The organism is Streptomyces sp. NPDC004126, from assembly GCF_050275515.1.
Classification (GTDB): Bacteria; Actinomycetota; Actinomycetes; order Streptomycetales; family Streptomycetaceae; genus Streptomyces.
In genome coordinates, this window is record NZ_JBNNPF010000054.1 from 23,057 (window position 1) to 48,580 (window position 25,524).

The window sequence follows — 25,524 nt, forward strand, 5'->3', positions numbered from 1 at the left end:
GGATGTGTCAGGAGGTGCCCAGCTCTTTGTCGAGCAGGGCGAACATGTCGTCGGCGGTGGCGCTCTGCAGGCCTTCGCCGGTGTTCTCGTCCGGGGTGGCGTCGGTGCCGCCCACGGTCCACAGCAGGGCTTCGAGGCGCTGCTTGAGCTTGGTGCGGGTGTCGCTGTCGGGCGCGGCGGCGGCGAGCGCGCCTTCGAGGCGGTCGAGCTCGTCGAGGACGGAGCCGACGGGTGCCGTCGACTCCGGCAGGAGGGCGCCGCGCAGGTGGCCGGCGAGGGCCGCCGGGTTGGGGTAGTCGAAGACGATGGTGGCGGGGAGCTTGAGGCCGGTGGCGGCGCCGAGGCGGTCGCGCAGTTCGACGGCGGTCAGCGAGTCGAAGCCGAGGCCCTTGAAGGCGCGGCCGGGTTCGATGGCGTCGGCCGAGTCGTGGCCGAGGACGCCGGCGACCTTCTCGCGCACCAGGTCGAGGAGGATCGTCTCGCGCTCGGCGGGGTTGGCCGCGGTGAGCGCCTCGACGAGCCGGGCCGCGGCCCCGCCGGCGGCCGCGTCCGCCGGGGCGGGTTCGTCGGAGGCCTTCAGGGCGGCGCGGGCCTCGGGGACGCCCTGGATGAGCGGGCTGGGGCGGCCGGAGGTGAAGCCGCGGGCGAAGCGCTCCCATTCGACGTCGGCGACGGCGCGGAACACCTCGTCGTGCTCCACGGCCTGGACCATCGCGTTCAGGGCGAGTTCGGGGTCCATCTCGATGACGCCGCGGCGGCGCATGTACTCCTCGACGCCTTCGCCCTCCATCATGCCGCCGCCGCCCCAGGCGCCCCAGGCGAGGGAGGTGGCGGTCAGGCCGCGGGCGCGGCGCTGCTGGGCGAAGGCGTCGAGCCAGGCGTTGCCGGGGGCGTAGCCGCCGTGCCGGCCGCTGCCCCAGACTCCGGAGTTCGAGGAGAACAGGACGAACGCGTCGAGTGCGGTGTCGCCGAGGAGCTCGTCGAGGTGGCGGGCGCCGTCGATCTTGCCCTCGTTGATCTTCCGGTACTCGTCGGTGGTCATCTCGTCGACGAGGGTCGACTGGACGATGCCGACGGCGTGGACGACGGCGGTCAGCGGCCGGTCGGCGGGGATGGCGTCGAGGACCGCCTTGAGCTGGTCGCGGTCGGAGACGTCGCAGGCGGGGATGGTGACGTCGGCGCCGAGGGCGCGGATCTCGGCGGCGAGTTCGGCCGCTCCGGGGGCGTCGGCGCCGCGCCGGCTGGTCAGGACGAGGTGGGCGGCGCCGGTGGCGGCGAGGCGGCGGGCGACGCGGGCGCCGACGCCTCCGGTGCCGCCGGTGACCAGCACGGTCCCGGACGGCTCCCAGCGGCGGACGGGCTCGCGGTCGCCGAGCGGGGCGCGCACCAGGCGGCGGCCGAAGGCTCCGCCGGCGCGCACCGCGACCTGGTCCTCGTCGCCGAGGCCGGTGAGGACCCGGGCGAGCCGGGCCGCGGCCCGCTCGTCCGGTTCGGCCGGGAGGTCGACGAGGCCGCCCCAGGTGCGGGGCTGTTCGAGGGCGACGACCCGGCCGAGGCCCCAGAGCTGGGCCTGGACGGGGTCGGCGGGCGCGTCCGCCGGGCCGGTGGCGACGGCGCCGCGGGTGAGCGCCCACAGGGGTGCGGTCACTCCGGCGTCGTTCAGGGCCTGGACGAGGACGAGGGTGCCGGTGGCGACGGCGTCCCGGTCGGCGGCGTCGCCGAGCAGGGAGACCACGCCGGTGAGCGGGGTCGCGGGCAGCTGTGCGGCCCAGTCCGTGCGGTCGGCGGCGGCCGGGTCGAGGGCGATCCGGTCGACGTCGGCGCCGTGCGCGGCGAGCGCGGCGACCGTGGCCGCGGTGCGCTCCGGGTCGGCCGGCCGCAGGGGCTCCACGACGAGCCAGCGTCCGGTGAGCCGGTCGGCGCCGTCCTCGGGCAGCAGGGTCCAGTCGACGTCGTAGCGCCAGGAGTCGACGGTGGAGCGCTCGCGGCGGCCGCGCCGCCAGGTGGCGAGTTCGGGCAGCAGCTCGCGCAGCGGGCGGTCGCCGTCGAGGCCGACGGTCTGGGCGAGGGAGTCGAGGTCGCCGGCTTCGACGGCCGACCAGAACGCGCCCTCGGTCTCCTCGGCGGGGCCCTGCGGGAGGGCGGCCTCGGCGGGGCCGGAGGCGAGCCAGTAGCGCTGCTGCTGGAAGGCGTACGTGGGGAGTTCGACGGTGCGGGCGCCGCGTCCGGCGAGGACGGTGGTCCAGTCGACGTCGACGCCTCGGGTCCAGGCGGTGCCGAGGGAGGTGTAGAAGCGGGCCAGGCCGCCCTCCTCGCGGCGCAGGGTGCCCAGGGCGAGGGCCTCGGACCCGGCGTCGTCCGCGGTCTCCATGACCCCGTACACGAGGACGGGGTGGGCGCTGGACTCGACGAACACGCGGTGTCCGGCGGCGAGCAGGGAGCGGACGACGGGTTCGAAGGAGACGGGCCGGCGGCAGTTCTCGTACCAGTAGGCGGCGGTGAGTTCGGAGCCGTCGAGGACCTCGCCGGTGACGGTGGAGTAGAGCGGGACGGAGCCGGTGCGCGGCCGGACGAACGAGAGGAGTTCGATCACCCGGTCCTTGAGGCGGTCGACCTGGGCGCAGTGCGAGGCCACCGTCGAGGGGATGATCTTCGCGCGGACGCCTTCTGCCTCCAGGGCGGCGACGAGCTCCTCCAGCGGGGCGACCTCACCGGCAACGGTCACCGTGCCCGGACCGTTGATCCCGGCGATGGACAGCGCGTCCCCGTACGGGGCGAGCCGCCCGCGGACCGCGTCCGCGCCCAGCGACACCGAGGCGACCGCGCCCCGGCCCACCAGCTCGTCCGCGAACAGCTGGGAGCGCAGCACCACGACCCTGGCCGCGTCCTCCAGCGACAGCGCACCCGACACGGCCGCCGCCGCGATCTCACCCTGCGAGTGACCCACGACCGCGTCGGGCACCACGCCCGCCGCACGCCACAGCTCCGCGAGGGACACCATCACGGCGAACAGGACCGGCTGCAGGACCTCGATCCGGGCCAGAGCCTGCCCGTCACCGCGCAGCACCTCCTCCACCGACCAGTCGACATGCGCCTCCACCGCCGCCGCGACCTCGGCGAAACGGGCCGCGAACACCGGCGAGGAATCGAGGAGTTCGACACCCATCCCGGCCCACTGCGAACCCTGCCCGGGGAAGACGAACACCGTCTTGCCCTCGGTGTCGGCGGTGCCGGTGACGGTACGTCCGGCGGGCGCGCCGTCCGCGAGGGCGGCGAGTCCGGCGAGGGCCTCCTCGCGGCTGCCGAGGACGACGGCGGCCCGGTGCTCCAGGCGTGCCCGGGTGGTGGCCAGGGACAGGGCGACGTCGGAGAGGGACAGGTCGACGTCGGCGGCGAGGTGGTCGTGCAGACGCCGCGCCTGTGCCTGCAGGGCCCCGGGGTTCTTGCCGGTCAGGGTCCAGGGGACGGTGGCGGCGAGGACCCCGGCCACCGCCGGGCGGACGGTGTCCTCGGGGGCCCGGTCGTGGTCCGGGGAGGCGGCCTGCGGGGCCTGCTCCAGGATGACGTGCGCGTTGGTGCCGCTGAGGCCGAAGGAGGAGACGCCGACCCGGCGCGGGTGCCCGGTCTCGGGCCAGGGGCGCCGTTCGGTGAGCAGTTCGACGGCCCCGGTGGACCATTCGACGTGCGGGGAGGGCTCGTCGACGTGCAGGGTCCTGGCGAGGACTCCGTGGCGCAGGGCCAGCACGGACTTGATGACGCCCGCGATGCCGGAGACGGCCTGGGTGTGGCCGATGTTGGACTTGAGGGAGCCGAGCCACAGCGGCCGGTCCGTGTCGCGGCCCTGGCCGTAGGTGGCGAGCAGGGCGTGCGCCTCGATGGGGTCGCCGAGCTTGGTGCCGGTGCCGTGGGCCTCGACGGCGTCCACGTCCTGGGCGGAGAGCTTGGCGGAGGCCAGGGCCTGGCGGATGACGCGCTGCTGGGCGGGGCCGCTGGGGGCGGTCAGGCCGTTGGAGGCGCCGTCCTGGTTGGTGGCGGAGCCCCGGACGACGGCGAGGACGCGGTGTCCGTTGCGGCGGGCGTCGGAGAGCTTCTCCAGGAGGAGGACGCCGAGGCCTTCGGAGAAGGCGGTGCCGTCGGCCGCGGCCGCGAAGGCCTTGGCGCGGCCGTCGGCGGCGAGCGCCCGCTGGCGTCCGAACTCGACGAACTCGGCGGGGGTGGACATGACGGCGACGCCGCCGGCCAGCGCCATCGAGCACTCGCCCTGGCGCAGGGACTGGGCGGCCAGGTGCAGGGCGACCAGCGAGGAGGAGCAGGCGGTGTCGACGGTGACGGCGGGGCCTTCGAGGCCGAAGGTGTAGGCGACGCGGCCGGAGATGACGCTGTTGGAGAGGCCGGTGCCGAAGTAGCCCTCGACGCCTTCGGGGATCTCGCGCAGTTCGGTGGCGTACCCGGAGGGGACGGCGCCGACGAAGACGCCGGTGCGGGTGCCCTTGAGGGTGGCGGGGTCGACGCCGGCCCGTTCGAAGACCTGCCAGGCGCCCTCCAGGACGAGCCGCTGCTGCGGGTCCATGGCGAGGGCCTCGCGCGGGGAGATCCCGAAGAGCTCGGCGTCGAAGCGGCCCGCGTCGTGCAGGAAGCCGCCTTCCTTGACGTACGTGCGGCCGGGGGTGCCGGGCTCCGGGTCGTAGAGGGCGTCGAGGTCCCAGCCGCGGTCGGCGGGGAAGGCGCCGATGGCGTCGTCCTCGGCGTCGACGAGCCGCCACAGTGCCTCGGGCGAGTCCACGCCGTCGGGGAAGCGGCAGGCCATGCCCACGATCACGACCGGGTCGCCGTCGGCGGCCGGGGCGGTGAGGGGGGCGTCTTCGGCTTCCCGTGTCTGCGTCCCGGCGTCGCCGACGAGCGCGGTGCGCAGCTGGCGGGCGAGGGAGGAGGGGGTGGGGTGGTCGAAGACGATGGTCGCGGGCAGCCGCAGGCCGGTGGCCGCGCCGAGCCGGTTGCGCAGTTCGACGGCGGTCAGCGAGTCGAAGCCGAGCTCCTTGAAGGCCTTTTCGGCGCCGACGGCTTCGGCGGTGGAGTGCCCGAGGACGGCGGCCGCGTGGGTGCGGACCAGGTCGAGGAGGGTGCGCAGCCGGTCGTCGGGGCTGAGGGCGGTCAGGCGGCGGGCGAGGGCCGAGCCGCCGGCGGCGTCGGCGCCCTCCACGGTGCGGCGGGCGGACACGCGGACCAGGCCGCGGGCGAGCGCGGGCAGGGTGTGGCCGGCGGCCATGGTGCGCAGCGCGGCCTGGTCCAGGCGTACGGGGACCAGCAGGGGTGTGCCGTCGGCGGTGCCGGCGTCGAGGAGGGCGAGGCCCTCGGCCGGGGAGAAGGCGACCATGCCGGAGCGGGCCATGCGGGCCACGTCCTCGTCGGAGAGGTGGCCGGTCATGCCGCTGGCCTCGTCCCACAGGCCCCAGGCGAGGGAGGTGGCGGGCAGGCCCTGGGCGCAGCGGTGCTGGGCGAGGGCGTCGAGGAAGGCGTTGGCGGCGGCGTAGTTGCCCTGGGCGGGGCCGCCGATGACGCCGGCGGCGGAGGAGAACAGGACGAAGGCGGTGAGGTCGAGGTCGCGGGTGAGTTCGTGGAGGAGGGCGGCGGCGTCGGCCTTGGGGCGCAGGACGGCGCCGAGCCGGTCGGCGTCGAGGGAGGCGATGACGCCGTCGTCGAGGACGCCGGCGGTGTGGACGACGCCGCGCAGCGGCCGGTCGGCCGGGATCGCCGCGAGGAGCGCGGTGAGCGCGTCCCGGTCGGCGGCGTCGCAGGCCACGACCTCGGCCGCACCGCCCAACTCTGCGATCTCGGCGACGAGTTCGGCCGCGCCGGGGGCGTCCGGGCCGCGCCGGCCCGCCAGCAGCAGGTGCCGTACGCCGTGCGCGGTGACCAGGTGCTTGGCGACGAGCCCGCCGAGGGTGCCGGTGCCGCCGGTGATGAGGACGGTGCCGGCCGGGTCCCAGGCCTGCGGGACGGTGAGCACGATCTTGCCCACGTGCTTGGCCTGGCTCATGAAGCGGAACGCCTCGGGCGCCCGCCGGACGTCCCAGGCGCGGACCGGCAGCGGCCGCAGCACGCCCGTGTCGAAGAGGCGGCCGAGCTCGGTGAGCATCTCCGCGATCCGGTCGGGTCCGGCCTCGGCGAGGTCGAAGGCCCGGTAGGCGGTCCCGGGGTGGTCCCGCCCGATGTCCTGGGGGTCGCGGACGTCGGTCTTGCCCATCTCGACGAAGCGGCCGCCGCGCGGCAGCAGGCGCAGCGAGGCGTCGGTGAGTTCGCCGGCGAGGGAGTTCAGGACCACGTCGACGCCCTCGCCGCCGGTGGCGGCGGCGAAGCGCTCCTCGAAGGAGGCGTCGCGGGAGGAGGCGATGTGGGCGTCGTCGAGTCCGGCCGCGCGCAGGGCGTCCCACTTGCCCTCGCTCGCGGTGGCGAACACCTCGGCGCCCAGGTGGCGGGCGATGCGGACGGCGGCCGAGCCGACCCCGCCCGCGGCGGCGTGGACCAGGATCCGTTCGCCTGCCTTCAGCCCGGCCAGGTCGACGAGCGCGTAGTAGGCGGTGAGGTAGGCGGTCGGCGCGGACGCGGCCTCCTCGAAGGTCCAGCCGTCGGGGATCCGGGTGACGACGCGCCGGTCGGCGACCGTGTGCGGGCCGAAGGCGCCGGGGAAGGGGCCCATCACCCGGTCGCCGGCGGCGAGTCCGGTGACGCCGGGGCCCACTTCGGTGACGGTGCCGGCGCCCTCGTTGCCCATGGTCGCGTCGCCCGGGTACATGCCGAGCGCGATCATCACGTCGCGGAAGTTCAGGCCGGCGGCGCGGACCGCGACGCGGATCTCGCCCTCGGCGAGCGGCCGGGTCCCGGCGGGGACGAGGGCCAGGTGGTCGAGGGTGCCGCCGGAGGAGGCGAGCTGCCAGCCGTCGGCGTTCCGCGGGGGCGTCAGGCTGCCGCCGGGGGCGGTGCCGCGGACCAGGCGCGGTGCGAGGACCGCCGTGCCGCGTACGGCGGCCTGCGGTTCGCCGGCCCGGTGCGCGGCGGCCACGGCCGCCGGGAGCGCGGCGGCGGCGTCCTCGGCCGCGTCGAGGTCGACGAGCAGCAGCCGGCCGGGGTTCTCGGCCTGCGCCGAGCGGACCAGGCCCCACAGCGGTGCGTGCACCAGGTCGGTGACGTCCTCGCCGGGCCGTACGGAGACGGCGCCGCGGGTGACGACGGCGAGGCGGACGCCCTCCAGCCGCTCGTCGGAGAGCCAGTCCTGGAGGACCGTGAGGATCCGGGCGGTCTCCTCGCGGACCGCGTCGGCGAGCGCGTCCGCCGGGGCGCCGCCGACGGGCAGGACGACGACCTCGGGGGCGGGCAGTCCGGCGGCGACGGCGTCGCCGAGGGTGGCCGCGTCGTCGAAGAGCTGCGGGAACGCGCCGAGCCGCTGGAAGGCGGCCTCGACACCGAGGCGGTCCTCGCCGAGCAGGCACCAGTCGTGCGGTGCGGCGTCCTGCGGGAGGCCGTCCGTGTCCACGGCCGTCCAGTCCAGCCGGAAGAGGGTGTCGTCGGTCGCCGGACCGGCGTCCAGGGACGCGGCGGTGACGGCCCGGGACACCAGGGCGCCGACGGTGGCGACGGGACGGCCCGTGGCGTCGGCGATCTCCAGGCCGACGCCGTCCTCCCCGGCCGGGGAGATCCGCACGCGCAGCGCGGTCGCACCGACCGCGTGCAGGGTGACCCCGTTCCAGGAGAACGGCAGGCGTACGCCTTCGGCCTCGCCGCGGGCGGCCGGCACCAGGCCGGCGTGCAGGGCGGCGTCGAGGAGGGCGGGGTGGAGGCCGAACCGGGCGGCGTCGTCGTGCTGCTCGTGGGCGAGGGCGACCTCGGCGTAGACCTCCTCGCCGCCGCTCTGCTTCCACACGGCGGTCAGGCCCCGGAAGGCGGGCCCGTACTGGTAGCCGGAGCCGGAGAGGGCCTCGTAGAAGCCGTCGAGGTCGACGGGCTCGGCGCCGGGCGGCGGCCAGGCGGCGAGGTCGAAGCCCGGTTCGCGGCGGGCGGCGAGCAGCAGGCCGGTGGCGTGGCGGGTCCACGGGGTGCCCTCGGGGGCGTCCTCGGGGAGGGAGTGCAGGGACACGGGCCTGCGGCCGTCGGCTTCGGGGCCGCCGACGACGAGCTGGAGGCGGGCCGCGCCCTCGGGGGGCAGGACGAGCGGGGCTTCCAGGGTCAGTTCGTCGAGGGTGTCGCAGCCGACCTCGTCCCCGGCGCGGACGACGAGTTCGACGAAGGCGGTGCCGGGGAGGATGACGGTGCCGTTCACGGCGTGGTCGGCGAGCCAGGGGTGGGTGCGCAGCGAGAGGCGCCCGGTCAGGACGGCCTGGTCGCCGTCGGCGAGGCGGACGGTCGCGCCGAGCAGCGGGTGGTCGGCGGCGCCGAGACCGGCGGCGGACACGTCCCCGGAGCCGGTGTCGGCGACCTCCAGCCAGTAGTGCTCGCGCTGGAAGGCGTACGTGGGCAGGTCCACTCGTCCGGCGTCCCGGCCGCCGTGGACGGACTGCCAGTCGACGGGCGCGCCGTGGGTCCAGGCCTGGGCGAGGGAGGCCAGGAAGCGCTGCGGCCCGCCCTCCTCGCGGCGCAGGGTCCCGTGGGTGACGGCCGGGGTGCCGGCGGCCTCGATGGTCTCCTGGACGCCGATGGTCAGCACCGGGTGGGCGCTGGACTCGACGAACAGGCCGTGGCCGCGCTCCAGCAGGGCGGAGACGGCGTCCTGGAAGCGGACGGTCTGGCGGAGGTTGGTGTACCAGTACTCGGCGTCCAGCTCCGTGCCGTCTACGAATCCGGCGGTGACGGTGGAGAAGAACGGGACCTCGGCGGTGCGCGGTTCGATCCCGGCGAGCAGGCCGATGACCTCGTCGCGGATGGACTCGACCTGGGGGCCGTGGGAGGCGTAGTCCACGTTGATGCGACGCGCCCGGACGCCGTCGGCCTCGCAGGCCGCCATCAGCTCGTCCAGGGCCTGCGGATCACCGGAGACGACCGTCGACTGCGGGCCGTTCACCGAAGCGAGCGCGAGCCGCTCACCCCAGGCGGCGATCCGTTCCGCCACCGCGTCGGCCGAGGCCGCGACGGACACCATGCCGCCCTTGCCCGCCAGCGCGAGCAGCGCCTTGGCACGCAGCGCCGACACCTTCGCCGCGTCCTCCAGCGACAGGGCACCGGACACCGCCGCGGCGGCGATCTCGCCCTGCGAGTGCCCGACGACCGCCGCCGGAACGACACCGGCGGCCTTCCACAGCTCGGCCAGCGACACCATCACGGCCCACAGCGCGGGCTGGACCACGTCGACCCGGTCGAAGCCGGGCGCACCGGCCTCCTGCCGCAGCACATCGAGCAGCGACCAGTCCGTGTGCGGGGCCAGCGCCCCGGCGCACGCGTCCAGGCGCGCCGCGAACACGGGCGAGGAGTCGTACAGCTCCACCGCCATCCCGGCCCACTGGGAGCCCTGCCCGGGGAAGACGAACACCGGCCGGTCGGCGCCCTTGACGACGGCGCCGTCCACGACGCCCGTCGCCGGAAGGCCGGCGGCCAGGGCGTCCAGGCCGGTCAGGAAGCCGTCGCGGTCGCCGGCCAGGACGACGCCGCGCCGCTCCAGCGCGGCCCGCGTCGTGTTCAGGGCCGCGGCCACCGCGGCGGGTTCGACGGTGGTGCCGGACTCCGCGTGGGCGCGCAGCCGGGCAGCCTGCCCGTGCAGGGCCCCGGTGGTCTTGCCGGACAGCGTCCACGGGACCGGGCCGCCGGTGACGACGGTCGCGGCGGGCGCCTCGGGGGCGGTTTCCGCGGCGGCGTCCTCGGCCCCGTCCTGGGCGAGGTGCTGTTCCAGGATGACGTGGGCGTTGGTGCCGCTGATGCCGAACGAGGAGACGGCGGCGCGGCGCGGCCGGCCGTCGACGGTCCAGTCCGCGGGCTCGGTGAGCAGTTCCACCGCGCCGGAGGACCAGTCGATGTGCGGGGACGGCTCGCTGACGTGGAGGGTCTTGGGGAGGACGCCGTTGCGCATCGCCATGACCATCTTGATGACGCCGGCGATGCCCGAAGCGGCCTGGGTGTGGCCGATGTTGGACTTCACGGAGCCCAGCCGCAGCGGTGCGGCGTCCGCGGCCCTCTGGCCGTAGGTCGCCAGCAGCGCCCCGGCCTCGATCGGGTCGCCGAGGGCGGTTCCGGTGCCGTGCGCCTCGACGGCGTCGACGTCGTTGGCGGTCAGCCGGGCGTTGGCGAGGGCCTGCTTGATGACGCGCTGCTGGGAGGGGCCGTTGGGGGCGGTCATGCCGTTGGAGGCGCCGTCCTGGTTGGTCGCCGAGCCCCGTACGACGGCCAGGACCTCGTGGCCGTTGCGGACGGCGTCGGAGAGCCGTTCGACGAGCAGGATGCCGGCGCCCTCGGCGAGCGCCATGCCGTCGGCACCGGCGGAGAAGGCCTTGCAGCGGCCGTCGGCGGCCATGCCGCGCTGCTCGCTGTAGCCGATGAACTCCAGCGGGGTGGACATGACGGTGACGCCGCCGACGAGGGCCATGGAGCACTCGTCGGCGCGCAGCGCCTGCGCGGCCATGTGGAGGGCGACGAGTCCCGAGGAGCAGGCGGTGTCGACGGAGACGGCCGGGCCCTCCAGGCCGAAGGTGTAGGCGACTCGGCCGGAGACGACGCTCGCCGCGCTGCCGGTCGTCAGGTGGCCCTCGTAGCCCTCGGGGATGGAGGGCAGGGACCAGCAGTAGTCGAGGTTGTAGCAGCCGACGAAGGTGCCGGTGCGGCTTCCCTTCACGGAGTGCGGGTCGATCCCGGCCCGTTCGAACGCCTCCCAGGCGGCTTCCATGACGAGGCGCTGCTGCGGGTCCATCGCGAGGGCCTCGCGCGGCGATATGCCGAACACACCCGGGTCGAACGCGCCGGCCTCGTAGAGGAATCCGCCTTCCTTCACGTAGGTGCGGCCGGAGCGTTCGGGGTCCGGGTCGTAGATCGCGTCGAGGTCCCAGCCGCGGTCCTCGGGGAAGGGGCCGATGGCGTCGCCGCCGTCCGACACCAGGCGCCACAGGTCCTCCGGCGACGCGACGCCGCCGGGGAAGCGGCACGCCATGCCGACGATCGCGATCGGCTCGTGCCCGGCGTCCTCGACCTCGCGCAGCCGCTGCTTCGTCTCGTGGAGATCGGCGGTGACCCACTTGAGGTAATCGCGGAGCGTCTCTTCGTTCGTCGCCATGGGGACCTCTTTGAACCTCTCGGATAGAGCTGGAATTCGTGTGGGAATCCGTGTGACCGGCTGGCCGGAGGACGCCCTACTCCGGGCGGCCGAATTCCTTGCGGATGAATGCGAATATTTCTTCGTCGGACGCGGCGTCGAGCTTTCCGCTGACGGATTCGGCGTCCGCGGCGGCCTGTGCGTCCTTCCAGCGGGAGAGCAGTGCCTCCAGGCGGCGGGTGAGGTTCCTGCCCTCCTCCTGGCCGGGTGCCAGCGACAGCAGGTCGGACTCGATGCGGTCGAGGTCGCCGTGCACGGATTCCGTGGTCGCCTCTTCGCGCCGGGTGGCGCCGCCGTCCAGGAGCAGGCCGCGCAGGTAGCCGGCGAGCGCGCCGGGGGTGGGGTAGTCGAAGACCATCGTGGCGGGCAGGGTGAGGCCGGTGGCGGCGTTCAGCCCGTTGCGCAGGCCGACGGCCGTCAGTGAGTCGAAGCCGAGGTCCTTGAAGGCGCGGGCGGCGTCGACCGCGCCGGACGAGGCGTGGCCGAGGACGGCGGCGGCGTGGCCGCACACCAGGTCGGTGAGGACGCGGTCCTGTTCCTCGCCGGACAGTTCGGCGAGCTTGTGGCGCAGGGCGTCGGCGGCTCCGGTGTCCCCGGCTTCCCCGTCGTCGGCGTGGCCGGCCCGGGCGAGGATCCGGCGGGCCTCGGGGACGTCCTCGGTGAGGCGTCCCGTACGGGCGGAGGTGAACAGGGGCAGGAAGCGGTCCCAGTCGACGTCGGCGACGGCGACGGCCGTCTCGTCGTGGCCGAGGATCCGGCGCAGGGCGTCCAGGGCCGCCGCGGGGTCCAGGAGCGGCAGGCCGCGCTGTGCGGAGCGCTCGTGGAGTTCGCGCGCCTCGTCCGGGTGGGCTTCGGCGTCGAACAGGTCCCATACGCCCCAGCCGACGGCGGTGGCCGGGAGGTTGCGGGCGCGGCGCTGCTGGGCGAGGGCGTCCAGGTGGGCGTTGGCCGCGGCGAACGCGGCGTGCTCGCCGCCGCCCCAGTAGGAGGTGACGGAGGAGAACAGGACGAACGCGTCCAGGGCGGGGCCGTCGGCGGCGAACACCTCGTCGAGGGCCCGGGCGGAGGTGACCTTCGCGGCCAGTGCCTCGTCGAGGTGGCGGGCGGTGGTGGTGGCGAGGGGGGTGAGTTCGACGTGCGCGGCGGCGTGGACGACGGTGCGGACCGGCCGTCCCGCCTGCTCGGCGCGGGCGGTGAGCGCGGCGAGCGCCGCCGGGTCGGCGCCGTCCCACTCCGCCAGGGTGACCTCGGTGCCGTCGGCGCCGAGTTCGCCGGCGAGGGCTTCGAGGGCGGGGGTGAGTTCCGCGGGGGTGGCCGTGAGCAGGAGGTGGCCGGCGCCCGCGGCGGCGAGGCGGCGGGCCGCCTCGGCTCCCAGGGGGCCCGCGGCGCCGGTGAGCAGGGTCGTGCCGGACGGCTGCCAGTCGCGGGCGGGTGCGCCGTCGGGCAGGGCGGCCCGGACGAGGCGGCGTACGTAGGTGCCGGCGGTGCGGATCGCGATCTGGTCCTCGCCGTCGCGGCCCGCGAGGGCTCCGGCGAGGCGGGCCGCGGCGGCCTCGTCGAGGTCGGCGGGGAGGTCGACGAGGCCGCCCCAGCCGCGCGGCCGTTCCAGTGCGGCCACGAGGCCGAGGCCCCAGACCTGTGCCTGTACGGCGCTGCGCGGAGCGTTCTCGGGGCCGGCGGCGACCGCCCCGCGGGTGAGGGCCCACAGGGGGGCCTCGATGCCGGCGTCGTCGAGTGCCTGGGTGGCGACGAGGGTGCCGAGGAGGCCGGCGTCCTCGTCGGTGGAGAGCAGGGAGAGGACTCCGGTGAACGGCTCGTGGCCGTCCTGCGCGGTGCGCAGGGCCCCGGCCCACGCGTCGCGGTCGGCCCGGGCGGGATCGAGGGTGAGGAGGTGGGCGCGGGCGCCGTGGGCGGTGAGCAGCTCCTCGAAGGGCCCGGCGGCGGCGCCTTCGGGGGTGCCTTCGGGGGCCAGCAGCAGCCAGTCGCCGTGGAGCCCGGCCGGTGCGGCGTCGGGCAGGTGCTTCCAGGTGACGCGGTAGCGGCGGGCGTCGAGCGCGCTCGCCTCGCGGCGGTCGCGGCGCCAGGCGGACAGGGCGGGCAGCAGTTCCCGCAGCGGCCCGGTGTCCTGGAGCGCCAGGGTGTCGGCGAGGGCGGTGACGTCGGCGCTCTCCACGGAGTTCCAGAAGCCGGCCTCGACCTCGTCCACGACGGGGGTGCGGTCGGCTGCCGGGGCGCCTTCGAGCCAGTAGGTGCGGCGCTGGAAGGCGTACGTGGGCAGGTCCGCGGGTGCGTCCGGGGTGTCGCAGACGGCCTGCCAGTCGACGGGCGCGCCGTGGGTCCAGGCTTCGGCGAGGGAGGCGAGGAAGCGCTGGGCTCCGCCCTCGTCGCGGCGCAGGGTGCCCTGGGTGACGGCCTGCGAACCGGCGGCCTCGATGGTCTCCTGGACGCCGATGGTCAGCACCGGGTGGGCGCTGGACTCGACGAACAGGCCGTGGCCGCGCTCCAGCAGGGCGGAGACGGCGTCCTGGAAGCGGACGGTCTGGCGGAGGTTGGTGTACCAGTACTCCGCGTCGAGTTCGGAGCCGTCGGCCCACTCCCCCGTCACGGTCGAGAAGAACGGGATCTCGGCGGTGCGCGGTTCGATCCCGGCGAGCAGGCCGATGACCTCGTCGCGGATGGACTCGACCTGGGGGCCGTGGGAGGCGTAGTCCACATTGATGCGACGCGCCCGGACGCCGTCGGCCTCGCAGGCCGCCATCAGCTCGTCCAGGGCCTCCGGATCACCGGAGACGACCGTCGACTGCGGGCCGTTCACCGAAGCCAGCGCGAGCCGCTCACCCCAGGCGGAGATACGTTCCGCCACCGCGTCGGCCACGTCCGCGACCGACACCATGCCGCCCTTGCCGGCCAGCGCCACGATGGCCCGGGCGCGCAGCGCGGACACCTTCGCCGCGTCCTCCAGCGAGAGGGCGCCCGAGACGGCGGCAGCCGCGATCTCACCCTGCGAGTGACCCACCACCGCCGCAGGGACGACACCCGCCGCACGCCACAGCTCCGCCAGGGACACCATCACGGCCCACAGGGCGGGCTGCACGACGTCCACCCGGTCGAAGCCGGGCGCACCGGCCTCCTGCCGCAGCACGTCGAGCAGCGACCAGTCGGTGTGCGGGGCCAGAGCGGCCGCGCAGGCGTCCAGGCGCGCCGCGAACACCGGCGAGGAGCCGTACAGCTCCACCGCCATCCCGGCCCACTGCGAACCCTGCCCGGGGAACACGAACACCGGCCGGTCGGCGCCCGTCACCACGGCGCCGTCCACGACGTCCGCCGCCGGGAGCCCGGCGGCCAGCGCGTCCAGGCCGGCCCGCGAGCCCGCCGGGACGACGCCGCGCCGCTCCAGCCCGGCCCGGGTCGTGGCCAGGGCGAGGCCGATGGCCGCCTCGGAGGCGCCGGTGCCGGCTTCGTCGGAGAAGGCGCGCAGCCGGGCCGCCTGGCCGCGCAGGCCCTCGGCGGTGCGGCCGGAGAGCACCCAGGGCAGGGTGGCGGCGGGGAGGACCGGCCGGGCCGGTTCGGATGCCTGGGGGGCGGGTTCGGCGTCCGCGTCCTGGTCCGTGTCCTGGCCTGCGGCCTGGACGATGACGTGGGCGTTGGTGCCGCTGGCGCCGAAGGAGGAGACGGCGGCGGTGCGGGGGCCGTCCGTGGCGGGCCAGGGCCGCTCCTCGGTGAGGAGTTCGACGGCGCCGGTGGACCAGTCGACCTCGGGCGTGGGCCCGTCGATGTGGAGGCTGCGGGGCAGCACTCCGTCGCGTACGGACATCACGGCCTTGATGACGCCCGCGACACCGGCCGCGGCCGCCGAGTGGCCGATGTTGGACTTGATGGAGCCCAGGTGCAGGGGGCGGCCCTCGGGGCGGCTGCGGCCGTAGGTGGCGAGGAGGGCCTGGGCCTCGATGGGGTCGCCGAGGGTGGTGCCGGTGCCGTGGGCCTCGACGAGGTCGACCTCGTGGGGCGAGAGCCGGGCGTTGGCGAGGGCTTCCTCGATGACCCGCTGCTGGGAGGGGCCGTTGGGGGCGGTCAGGCCGTTGGAGGCGCCGTCCTGGTTGACGGCGGAGCCGCGGACGACGGCGAGGACGCGGTGGCCGTTGCGGCGGGCGTCCGAGAGCTTCTCCAGCAGCAGGACGCCGACGCCCTCCGACCAGCCGGTGCCGTCGGCGGCGGCCGCGAACGGCTTGCAGCGGCCGTCCGGGGAGAGCCCGCGCTGGCGGCTGAACTCGACGTACACCTCGGGCGTCGACATGATCTGCGCGCCGCCCGCGAGGGCGAGCGCGCACTCGCCCTGGCGCAGGGACTGCACGGCCAGGTGGATGGCGACGAGGGAGGAGGAGCACATGGTGTCGACGGAGACGGCCGGGCCCTCCAGCCCGAAGGCGTACGACAGGCGCCCGGAGGACACGGCGGTGGCGATGCCGGTCATCAGGTGGCCCTCGACGTTCTCGGCGGCTCCTTCCCGGTCGCTGCCGTAGCCGGTGTACGTGGTGCCGACGTAGACGCCGGTCCGGCTGCCGGCGACCGCCGTCGGGTCGACGGACGCCCGCTCGAAGGCCTCCCAGGCGGTCTCCAGCAGCAGCCGCTGCTGGGGGTCCATGGCGAGGGCCTCGCGCGGGGAGATGCCGAAGAAGTCGGCGTCGAAGTCGCCCGCGTCGTGGACGAAGCCGCCCTCGCGGACGTACGTGGTGCCGAGGTGGTCGGGGTCGGGGTCGTAGAGGGAGTCGAGGTCCCAGCCGCGGTTGGCGGGGAAGCCGGATATGGCGTCGCGGCCGTCGCGGACGAGCCGCCACAGGTCCTCGGGCGAGCGGACGCCGCCCGGGTAGCGGCAGGCCATGCCGACGACGGCGATGGGCTCGGGCTCGTCCGCCTCGACCTCGCGCAGCCGCTGCCGGGTCTGCTTCAGCTCGGCGGTCACCCACCTGAGGTGATCGAGCAGCTTCTGTTCGTTGTCCATCTGGCGGGAGCTCCTTGGATGACGTTCCGGCACGGGCTACGACTTGCCGAGCTCTTCGTGGATGAACGCGAAGATCTCTTCGGCCGAGGCGGACGCCAGTTCGTCGTGGGCGTCGGCTTCTTCGGCCTTCTCCGGGTGGGTGCCGCCCCATTTGGTGAGCAGCACCTGGAGCCGGCCGGCGATGCGGTGGCGCGCCCCGTCGTCCGGGGTGAGCCGGGTGAGGGCCGCGTCGATGCGGTCGAGGTCGGCGAGGACGGACTGGTCCGTCTCGACGTCGCCGTCCTGCAGGTGTTCGCGCAGGTGCTGGGCGAGCGCGGCGGGGGTGGGGTGGTCGAAGAGGAGGGTGGCGGACAGTTTGAGGCCGGTGCCGGCCGCGAGGCGGTTGCGCAGTTCGACGGCGCTGAGCGAGTCGAAGCCCAGGTCCTTGAAGGGCCGTGCCTCCTGGACCCCGTCGGCGGTGCGGTGGCCGAGGACCGCGGCGGCGTGTCCGCGGACCAGTTCGACGAGGAGGTGCTGCTGTTCGGCGGGCGCGGCGGCGGCGAGCCGCTGCCGGAGGGCGGCGGCCTCGGCGGCGGCCCCCTGTCCGGCGCCCGGCTCGTCGTCGGACAACGCGGCCTGTACGTCTGCCAGTTCGCTGATCAGTGCGCTGTGGCGCATGGCCGTGTAGGTGGGGGCGAACAGCGCCCAGTCGACGTCGGCGACGCCGACGCAGGTCTCGTCGAGGTCGAGTGCCTGCTGGAGGGCGGCGATGGCGGTGCCCGGGGCGATGCCGATCACGCCGCGGCGGCGCAGGTGCTCGTCGATGTCCTCGGAGGCCGCCATGCCGGCTTCGGCCCAGGGGCCCCAGGCGACGGCGGTGGCGGGCAGGCCGTGGGCGCGGCGGCGTTCGGCGAGGGCGTCGAGGTGGGCGTTGGCGGCCGCGTAGGCGGCCTGGCCGCCGCTGCCCCACATGCCGGCGCTGGACGCGAAGACGACGAACGCGGACAGGTCGAGGCCGCGGGTGAGTTCGTCGAGGAGGTCGGCGGCGACGGCCTTGGGGCGCAGGACGTGGGCGAGGTGTTCGGCGGTGACCTCGTCCATGAATCCGTTGTCGGAGACACCCGCGGCGTGGACGACGGCGGTCAGCGGCCGGTCGGCCGGTACGGAGGCGAGCAGGGCGGTGAGCTGGTCGCGGTCGGCGACGTCGCAGGCGGCGAGGGTGACCTCGGTGCCCGACGCGCGCAGGGCGGCGGCGAGTTCGGTGGCGCCGGGGGCGTCCGCGCCGCGCCGGCTGGTCAGCAGGAGGTGGTCGGCGCCGCCTTCGGCGAGCCAGCCGGCGAGCCGGCTGCCGAGGGCGCCGGTGCCGCCGGTGACGAGGACGGTTCCGGTGGGCCGCCAGGGTGCGGCGGCCGGGCGGGCGGCGGGGGCGGGGGCGCGGCGCAGTCGGCGTACCTGGACGCCGGCGCCGCGGACGGCGAGCTGGTCCTCGCCGCCGGGTGCGGTGAGGACGGCGGCGAGGCGGGCGGCGGCCCGCTCGTCGAGGTCGTGGGGGACGTCGACGAGGCCGCCCCAGCGGTCGGGGTATTCGAGGGCGGCGACCCGGCCGAGGGCCCACACCTGGGCCTGGGCGCCGGTGGGGTCGTCCGTCGGGTCGGAGGGGCCTGTGGAGACGGCGCCGCTGGTCAGGTTCCACAGCGGGGCGCCGGTGCCGGCGTCCCCGAGGGCCTGCGCCAGGGCGGCGGTCGCGGCGAGCGCGGCGCTGACCCCGGGCCGGCCGGTGTGCGGGCGGGTGTCGAGCGGGAGGAGGGAGAGCACGCCGGCGGGCTCCGGTCCGGTGCCGGCGGCGGCGCGCAGCAGGTCGGCCCAGGCGGTGCGGTCGGCGGCGGTGGCGTCGAGGCGGAGGACGGTGGTGGCGGCTCCGGCGGCGGTGAGCGCGGCGGCGGCCCGGTCGGCGAGCGGCCCGGCGGGGTCCGCGCCCTCGGGTACGACGAGCAGCCAGTGGCCGTCGGGGCGGGCGGAGGCGGCCGGGTCGGGGGCGGGCTTCCAGGTGATGCGGTAGCGCCAGGAGTCGATGGTGTGCTGCTCGCGGCGGCCGCGCCGCCAGGTGGACAGGGCGGGCAGGACGCCGCGCAGCTGCTCCTCGTCGGCGAGGTGCAGGGTGCCGGTGAGGGCCTGGAGGTCCTCGCGTTCGACTGCCGCCCAGAACTCGGTGTCGGCCTCGTCCTGCGCGGTGGGCGCGCCGGCTCCGGCGGGGGCGGCGTCGAGCCAGTAGCGGTCGCGCTGGAAGGCGTACGTGGGGAGGTCGACGCGGCAGGCGGGCCGGTCGGCGAGGGGCGGTGTCCAGTCGACGGGGAGGCCGCGGGTCCAGGCTTCGGCGAGGGCGCCGAGGAAGGCCTCCGGTTCGGGGCGGTCCTTGCGCAGGACGGGGGTGAGGAGTCCGGAGAAGGTGTCGGGGAGGGACTCCCCCGCCATGGCGGCGAGGACGCCCTGCGGGCCGAGTTCGAGGAAGTGGGTGACGCCCTGTCCGGCGAGGTGGGCGACGCCGTCGGCGAAGCGGACGGCGGCGCGGACGTGTTCGACCCAGTAGCCGGCGGTGAACTCGGTGATCTGCCCGCCGGTGACGTTGGAGACGACGGGGATGGCGGGGGCGGAGTGGGTCAGGGATTCGGCGACCTCGCGGAACGCGTCGAGCATCGGTTCCATGAGCGGCGAGTGGAAGGCGTGCGAGACGGTGAGGCGCTTGGTCTTGCGGCCCTGTTCGGCCAGCTTGGCGGCGACGTCGAGGACGGCGGCCTCGGCGCCCGAGATCACCACGGACTCGGGGCCGTTGACGGCGGCGATGTCGGCGTCGGCGGGCAGCAGCGGGCGGACCTCGTCCTCGGCGGCCCGTACGGAGACCATCGCGCCGCCCTCGGGCAGGGCGCCCATGAGGGCGCCGCGGGCCGTCACCAGCCGGGCGGCGTCCGCGAGGGACAGGACCCCGGCGACGTGCGCGGCGGCGATCTCGCCGATCGAGTGGCCCGCGACGAAGTCCGGGCGGATGCCGTAGGACTCCAGTACGCGGAAGAGCGCGACCTCGACGGCGAACAGCGCGGGCTGGGTGTACTCGGTGTGGTGGACCTCGTCCCCGCCGCCGAAGACCATCTCCTTGAGCGGGAGGTCGAAGTGGGCGCAGACCTCGTCGAAGGCGTCGGCGAACACCGGCTGGGCGTCGTACAGTTCCCGGCCCATGCCCGCGCGCTGTGCGCCCTGCCCGGAGAACAGGAACGCGGTGCGCGCGCCGGCGACGGCCTCGCCGCGGAAGGTGCCGGGTGCCGAGGCGCCGGCGGCGAGGGCGTCGAGGCCCTCCAGGTAGCCCTGGCGGCTGTCGGCGAGGACGACGGCGCGGCTCTCCAGCTGGGCGCGCCAGGCCAGCAGGGCGGAGGCGGTGCTCGCGGTGTCCGGTTCGGGGCGGGCGGCGGTCAGGTCGTGCAGGCGGCGCGCCTGTTCGGCCAGGGCGCCGGGGGTGCGGGCGGAGACCAGCCAGGGCAGCAGCTCGCCGGGGGCGGGCTCCGCACCGGGCAGGGGCTCCTGCGCCGCCGGCTCCTCCTGCGGGCCCTCCTCGATGATCACGTGGGCGTTGGTGCCGCTGACGCCGAACGAGGAGACGCCGGCCCGGCGCGGGCGGCCGGTCTCGGGCCAGTCCACGGACTCCGTCAGGAGTTCCACGGAGCCCGCCGACCAGTCCACGTGCGGGGTGGCCTCGTCGGCGTGCAGGGTCCTGGGCAGTACGCCGTGGCGCATGGCCATGACCATCTTCATGACGCCGGCGACACCGGCGGCGGCCGAGGTGTGGCCGATGTTCGACTTGATCGAGCCGAGCAGCAGCGGCCGGTCCTCGGGCCGGTCCTGGCCGTAGGTGGCGAGGAGGGCCTGCGCTTCGATGGGGTCGCCGAGGGCGGTGCCGGTGCCGTGCGCCTCGACGGCGTCGACGTCGCTCGCCGTCAGCCGGGCGTTGGCGAGGGCCTGGCGGATGACGCGCTGCTGGGAGGGCCCGTTGGGTGCCATGAGGCCGTTGCTGGCGCCGTCCTGGTTGGTGGCCGTGCCGCGGACTACGGCGAGGACGCGGTGTCCGTTGCGGCGGGCGTCGGAGAGCTTCTCCAGGAGGAGCACGCCGGCGCCCTCGGACCAGGCGGTGCCGTCGGCGTCGGCGGAGAACGCCTTGCAGCGGCCGTCGGCGGCCAGGCCGCGCTGGCGGCTGAACTCCACGAACAGGTCGGGCGTCGGCATGACGGTGACGCCGGCGGCCAGCGCCATGGTGCACTCGCCGGCCCGCAGGGACTGGGCGGCCAGGTGGAGGGCGACGAGGGAGGAGGAGCAGGCGGTGTCGACGGTGACGGCCGGGCCCTCCAGCCCGAAGGTGTAGGCGATGCGGCCGGAGATGACGCTGGTCAGGTTGCCGGTGAGGGAGTAGCCCTCGACGCCTTCGCCGCCCATCTGCTGGAGCCCGCCGAAGTAGCCGGGCTGGGTGGCTCCGGCGAACACGCCGACGGGGGTGGACTTCACGCTGGTCGGGTCGATGCCGGCCCGCTCGAAGGCCTCCCAGGAGGCCTCCAGCAGCAGTCGCTGCTGCGGGTCCATGGCGACGGCCTCGCGCGGGGAGATCCCGAAGAAGGCCGGGTCGAAGTCGGCGGCGTCGTGGAGGAAGCCGCCCTCGCGGACGTAGCTGGTGCCGGGGTGGTCGGGGTCGGGGTGGTAGAGGGCTTCCAGGTCCCAGCCGCGGTCGACGGGGAAGGGGCTGATGACGTCGGCGCCGGTGTCGACGAGCTGCCACAGGTCCTCGGGCGAGCGGACCCCGCCGGGGTAGCGGCAGGCCATGGCGACGATCGCGACGGGCTCGTCGTGCGCGGCCGCGCCCGCGAGGTGGCCGGTGACGGCGGCGGTGTGCTCGCCGAGCACTTCGGCCCGGACGTGGGCGGCGACGGCGGCGGGGGTGGGGTGGTCGTAGGCGAAGGCGGTGGGCAGCCGCAGCCCGGTGGCGTTGTTGAGCCGGTTGCGCAGGTTGACGGCGGCCAGCGAGTCGAAGCCCAGCTCCTTGAAGGCCCGCTGCGGGTCGATGGCGGCCGGCCCGTCGTGGCCGAGGACGGCGGCGGCGTGGGCGCGTACGAGGTCCAGGACGGTGCGGAGCTGCTCGGCCTCCGGGAGGTCGCGGAGCTTCTCGCGCAGCGCCGTGCCCGCGGCCTCGTCGGCTTCCGCGTCGGGTGCGGAGTGCAGGGCGGCGAGGGCGGTGCGGGTCTCGGGGGCGCGGCGGCGGCGCAGCCAGGAGGCCATGTCGGGGAGGGCTTCGCGCAGCGGCTTGTCGCCGTCGATGTCGAGGGTGGCGATGAGGGTGTCGACGTCCTCCTCGTCGACGGCCTGCCAGAACCGGTCCTCGGCCGCGTCGCGGGGGGTGCCGGTTTCGGGGGTCAGCCAGTAGTGGCGGTGCTGGAAGGCGTACGTGGGCAGTTCGGCGGAGTGCGCCGGGGTGCCGGGGGCGAGGAGGGGCGTCCAGTCGACGGGGAGGCCGCGGGTCCAGGCCTCGGCGAGGGCGCCGAGGAAGGCCTCGGGCTCGGGGCGGTGCTTGTCGAGGGCGGTGGTGACCAGGCCGTCGAAGTCGTCGGGGAGGTTCTCCCGGGCCATCGCGGTGAGCACGCCGGCGGGGCCGAGTTCCAGGAGGTGTCCGACGCCGCGTCCGGTGAGGTGGCGGACGCCGTCGCCGAAGCGGACGGCGGCGCGGACGTGCTCCACCCAGTAGCCGGCGGTGAACTCGGTGATCTGCCCGCCGGTGACGTTGGAGACGACCGGGATGGCGGGGGCGGAGTGGGTCAGGGTCTCGGCGACCTCGCGGAACGCGTCGAGCATCGGTTCCATGAGCGGCGAGTGGAAGGCGTGGGAGACGGTCAGCCGCTTAATCTTGCGGCCCCGGTCGGAGAGGGTGGCGGCGACGGCCAGGACGGCGTCCTCCGCGCCCGAGATCACCACGGAGTCCGGGCCGTTGACCGCCGCGATGTCGACGTCGGCCGTCAGCAGCGGGCGTATCTCGTCCTCGGTGGCCCGTACGGACACCATCGCCCCGCCCTCCGGCAGGGCGCCCATCAACGCGCCGCGGGCCGCGACCAGGCGGGCCGCGTCGGCGAGGGAGAGGACCCCGGCGACGTGGGCCGCGGCGATCTCGCCGATCGAGTGGCCGGCCACGAAGTCCGGGCGCAGGCCGAAGGACTCGGCCAGCCGGTACAGGGCCACCTCCACGGCGAACAGGGCGGGCTGGGTGAACTCGGTCCGGTGGACCTCCTCCCCGCCCCCGAACACCACTTCCTTCAGCGGCAGTTCGAAGTGCGCGCACACTTCGTCGAACGCCGCCGCGAACACCGGCTGCGCCTCGTACAGCCCACGCCCCATGCCCGGACGCTGCGCGCCCTGGCCGGAGAAGAGGAAGGCCAGCTTCGCCGGGCGGGCCGTCCCCTCGGACAGGGAGCCGTCCGGGGTGCCGTCGGCGAGGGCGCGCAGGCCGGAGCGGAAGCCGTCGGTGTCCCCGGCGAGGACCACCGCGCGGTGCTCCAGCGCGGAGCGGGTGGTCACGAGCGCCGCCGCGACGTCCGCCGCCGGGACGGAGGGGTCGAGGCCGAGGAGGCGTTCGGCCTGGCCGCGCAGCGCCTGCGCGCTGTGCGCCGAGACCACCCACGGCAGCGGGCCGGCGGCGGCCGGGGCGGGCCGCTGTTCCTCCGGTGCGCCGGCGGGCGCCTGCTCGACGATCACGTGGGCGTTGGTGCCGCTGATGCCGAACGAGGAGACGCCGGCCCGGCGCGGACGGTCGGTCTCGGGCCAGTCCACGGACTCCGTCAGGAGTTCCACGGAGCCGGCCGACCAGTCGACCTGGGGGGTGGGCTCGTCGACGTGGAGGGTGCGCGGCAGCACGCCCTCCCGCATCGCCATGACCATCTTGATGATGCCCGCGACACCGGCCGCGGCGGCCGTGTGGCCGATGTTGGACTTGACGGAGCCGAGCAGCAGCGGCCGGTCCTCGGACCGGTCCTGCCCGTAGGTGGCCAGCAGGGCCTGGGCCTCGATGGGGTCGCCGAGGGCCGTGCCGGTGCCGTGGGCCTCGACCGCGTCCACGTCCTGCGGGGCGAGCCGGGCGTTGGCCAGGGCCTGGCGGATGACGCGCTGCTGGGAGGGCCCGTTGGGGGCGGTCAGGCCGCTGCTGGCGCCGTCCTGGTTGACGGCGGAGCCTCGGACGACGGCGAGGACGCGGTGTCCGTTGCGGCGGGCGTCGGAGAGCTTCTCCAGGAGGAGCACGCCGACGCCCTCGCCCCAGATGGTGCCGTCGGCGTCGGCGGAGAACGCCTTGCAGCGGCCGTCGGCGGCCAGGCCGCGCTGGCGGCTGAACTCCTGGAACAGCCACGGGTTGGGCATGACGGTGACGCCGCCGGCGATCGCCATGGAGCACTCGTCGGCGCGCAGGGCCTGGGTGGCCTGGTGGACGGCGACGAGGGAGGAGGAGCAGGCCGTGTCGACGGTGATGGCCGGGCCCTCCAGCCCGAAGGTGTAGGCGACGCGGCCGGAGATGACGCTGTTGACGTTGCCGGTGAGGGTGTAGCCCTCGACCTCGCGGTGCGGGGTTCCGGTGCCGCCGCCCAGGTAGCCGGGGTTCCCGGCGCCGACGAAGACGCCGGTGCGGCTGCCCTTGAGGGTGGCGGGGTCGATCCCGGCGCGTTCGAAGACCTCCCAGGAGGATTCGAGGAAGAGCCGCTGCTGCGGGTCCATGGCGAGGGCCTCGCGCGGCGGGATCCCGAAGAAGCCCGCGTCGAACCCGGCCGCGTCGTGGACGAACCCGCCCTCGCGGACGTAGCTGGCGCCGTGGGCGTCCGGGTCCGGGTCGTAGAGGGCGTCGAGGTCCCAGCCGCGGTCGGTGGGGAAGGCGACGATGCCGTCGCCGCCTTCCGCCACCAGCCGCCACAGGTCCTCCGGCGAGCCGACGTCCCCCGGGTAGCGGCAGGCCATGGCGACGATGGCGATCGGCTCCTGCTCCTTCGCCTCCGCGGCCTGCAGACGCTTGCGGGTCTGCTGGAGGTCTGCGGTGACGAGTTTCAGGTAGTCGCGGAGCTTGTCTTCGTTACTGCTGGCCATCGTGGCAGTGCCTCCGGTGGGACGGTCAGGACGGGGCCCGTGCAGGGGGCGCGGATCAGCTGAGACCGAGTTCCTTCTCGATGAGGGCGAACATCTCGTCGTCGCTCGCCGAGGTGATCTCCGCGGTCCCGTCGGAGGTCCGTGCTTCCTCGTCGGTGTCGTTCTCGGTGCCGGACTGTTCGAGCTTCCAGAGGATCGAGCGCAGCCGGTTCACAGCCCGTTCCCTGCCGTCGCTGCCCTCCGGGAGGGCGGCGACGGCCGCCTCCCAGCCGGCCATGGCGTCGAGCACCGCGGCCTCCCGGGTGCCCTCGCCCGGGTCCAGTTCCGTGTGCAGGAAACCGGCGAGGGCGGCGGGCGACGGATAGTCGAAGATGAGCGTGGTCGGGAGCCGGAGCCCGGTGGCCGCGCCGAGTCCGTTGCGCAGTTCCACGGCCGTCAGCGAGTCGAAGCCGAGGTCGAGGAAGCCGCGTTCGGTGTCGATGGCCGCCGGGTTGGGGTGGGCGAGGACGTGGGCCACCTGGGTGCGGACCAGGTCGAGGAGGGCTTCGGCGCGTTCGGCGCCGGTGAGCCGGGACAGCCGCTCGGCGAGGGCCGAGGCCCCCGGTGCGGCGGCCGCCTCGCCCGCGGCCCGGCGTACGGAGGCCCGTACGAGCCCCTTGAGCACGCCGGGCAGCCGGCCCGCGTCGGCCTGGCCGCGCAGCGCCGTGGTGTCCAGGCGTACGGCGGCCAGCAGGGCCTCGTCGTGGCGTGCCGCCTGGTCGAACAGGGCCAGGCCCTGTTCGGTGGCGAGCGGCAGGACGCCGCTGCGGCTCATCCGCGCGAGGTCGGCGGTGTCGAGTCCGGCGGTCATGCCGCTGGACTCGGCCCACTGGCCCCAGGCGAGGGAGACGCCCGGCAGGCCGTGGGCGCGCCGGTGCTGGGCGAGGGCGTCGAGGAAGGAGTTGGCGGCGGCGTAGTTGCCCTGGCCGGGGCCGCCCATGACGCCGGCCACGGAGGAGTAGAGGACGAAGGCGGTGAGGTCCAGGTCGCGGGTGAGTTCGTGCAGGTTGACGGCGGCGTCGACCTTGGGCCGCAGGACGCGGTCCAGGCGGTCGGCGTCGAGGGATTCGAGGACGCC

General features: G+C 75.5%; 3 protein-coding genes and 1 pseudogene. All 4 read right to left on the bottom strand.

All coding sequences use genetic code 11. From position 1 onward, the window contains the following. Window positions 1–7 precede the first annotated feature (7 nt). A complete protein-coding gene (locus ACQKM2_RS33945; RefSeq protein WP_427716714.1) occupies window positions 8–11,245 on the bottom strand; it encodes a type I polyketide synthase in 11,238 nt (3,745 codons plus the stop codon). A gap of 76 nt (window positions 11,246–11,321) precedes the next feature. Next, window positions 11,322–16,283: a type I polyketide synthase gene (locus ACQKM2_RS33950; RefSeq protein WP_427716716.1), complete on the bottom strand. Its 4,962-nt coding sequence runs from the start codon at window positions 16,281–16,283 to the stop codon at window positions 11,322–11,324. Between the two features lie 36 nt (window positions 16,284–16,319). Continuing rightward, window positions 16,320–24,374: pseudogene (locus tag ACQKM2_RS33955) on the bottom strand (type I polyketide synthase); the annotation flags it as partial. Window positions 24,375–24,462: 88 nt separating this feature from the next. Further along, window positions 24,463–25,524, bottom strand: a 1,062-nt coding sequence (locus ACQKM2_RS33960; RefSeq protein ID WP_427716719.1) for a KR domain-containing protein, incomplete at its 5' end; no start/stop codon positions are given.

Bases quoted from the DNA above. Each gene is read 5' to 3' on its own strand.
- ACQKM2_RS33945 (WP_427716714.1), bottom strand. From the start codon at position 11,245: ATGGCGACGAACGAAGAGACGCTCCGCGATTACCTCAAGTGGGTCACC.
- ACQKM2_RS33950 (WP_427716716.1), bottom strand. From the start codon at position 16,283: ATGGACAACGAACAGAAGCTGCTCGATCACCTCAGGTGGGTGACCGCC.